Here is a 1823-nt window from a genome sequence, read left to right as displayed (position 1 = left end):
GCCCCCGACTGCCGAACTCCCTGGTTGCCGAACCTTCCGCCTGCCGAACTCCCGATCCCGGAGCCCCCGGTGCCCCGCAAGGAGGACCTGTTGCCCCCCACGCCCGACGCGGCCGCGGTGCGTTCCTGGTGCCGGCTCTCGCTACGGGCCCTGGGGCGGGCCCGCGAGGAGATCGACGCGATCAACGTCTACCCGGTCGCCGACGGGGACACCGGCACGAACCTCTACCTGACCGTCGAGTCGGCCGCCCAGGCCGTCGAATCGGTCTTCGACGCGCACGCCACGGGCGGCGCCGACGGCACCGCCGCGCCCACCCTCGCCGAGGCGTTCCGCGCCCTGTCCCACGGCGCCCTCATCGGTGCCCGCGGCAACTCCGGCACCATCCTCGCCCAGCTCCTGCGCGGCATGAACGGGGCGCTCGCCGCGCCTTTGGGCCCGGACGGGCGGATCGGGGCGGACGACCTGCGCCGCGCGCTCGCGGCCGCCGCGGTCGCCGGCTACGAGGCCGTGGCCCGGCCGGTGGAGGGCACCATGCTCACCGTCGCCACCCGCGCCGCCGACGCGGCCCGCGCCGCCGACGGTGACATGACCGAGGTGGCGCGGGCCGCGCACGCCGCCGCCCTCGCCGCGCTGGCCGCCACCCCCGCCCAACTCGACGCGCTGCGCAGGGCCGGCGTGGTCGACGCGGGCGGCCTCGGGCTGGTCGCGCTCTTCGGCGCGCTCTGCGAGGTCGTCACCGGCGAGCCGCCCGCCGCCAGGCCCGTTCCCGGCACGGGCACCTCCTTCCGGCACGCGCATGTGCCTACGCAGGTGCCCGGCGCGAGCGACCCAGGCGACCCAGGCGACCCGGACGGCGCCGAGGGCTCGGACGGTACGGGCGGCGCGGACATCGAGTTGTGCGCCGACGGTTCGCGATTCGGCGGCGACGGACCCGCGTTCGAGGTGATCTTCCTGCTGGAGGGGACCGACGCCACCGTGGAGGTGCTGCGCGGCCGGCTCGACGCGCTCGGCGACTCGCTGGTGGTGGTCGGCGGCGACGGGCTGTGGAACGTCCACGTCCACGTGGACGACGTCGGGGCCGCGCTGGAAGCCGCGATCGACGCCGGGCGGCCGTACCGGATCAGGGTCACCCACTTCGGCGACCAGTCCCGGCGGCCGCGCGGCGAGCGGGCGGTGCGCGCCGTGGTCGCCGTCGTCCGCGGCGACGGCCTCGCCGAACTGTGCGGCCAGGCCGGCGCGACCGTGGTCGCCGTACGCCCGGGGGAGCGGCCCGCCAGCGGCGAGATCGCCGCCGCCATCCGCCGCGCGCACGCCCGCGAGGTCGTACTGCTCCCCAACGACACGGAGTTGCGGCACGTGGCGGGCGCCGCCGCGGAACAGGCCAGGGCCGACGGCGTACGGGTCGCCCTGATCCCCACCCGCTCGGCCGTGCAGGGCCTGTCCGCGCTCGCCGTCCACGAGCCGAGCCGCCGCTTCGACGAGGACGTGGTCGCCATGACCGCGGCCGCCGGCGCCACCCGCTACGCCGAACTCGCCGTCGCCGAGCACCAGTCCTGGACCACCGCCGGGATCTGCCAGGCCGGCGACATCCTCGGCCTGATCGAGGACGACGTCGCCGTCATCGGCGCCGACCTCACCCGGACCGCGATCAGCACCCTGGAGCGGATGCTGACGGCCGGCGGCGAACTCGTCACCCTCGTCCTCGGCCCGACCGCCCCACCCGACCTCGCCGACCGCCTCCGCGCCCACGTCCACGACCACCACCTCGCCGTCGACACGGTCGCCTACGAAGGCGGCGACACGGCCACCCCACTCCTCATCGG

At 76.8% G+C, this 1823-nt stretch carries 1 protein-coding gene; it reads left to right on the top strand.

What is annotated here, in order from left to right:
* Nucleotides 1–90: 90 nt before the first annotated feature.
* A partial coding sequence (locus AC13HU_RS36590) for a DAK2 domain-containing protein (protein ID WP_483046309.1) occupies nucleotides 91–1823 on the top strand: 1733 nt, incomplete at its 3' end.

Source organism: Streptomyces sp. NH27 (genome assembly GCF_056859195.1).
The sequence above is the reverse complement of the archived record's forward strand: the minus strand, read 5'-3'. Positions and strand labels throughout refer to the sequence as shown.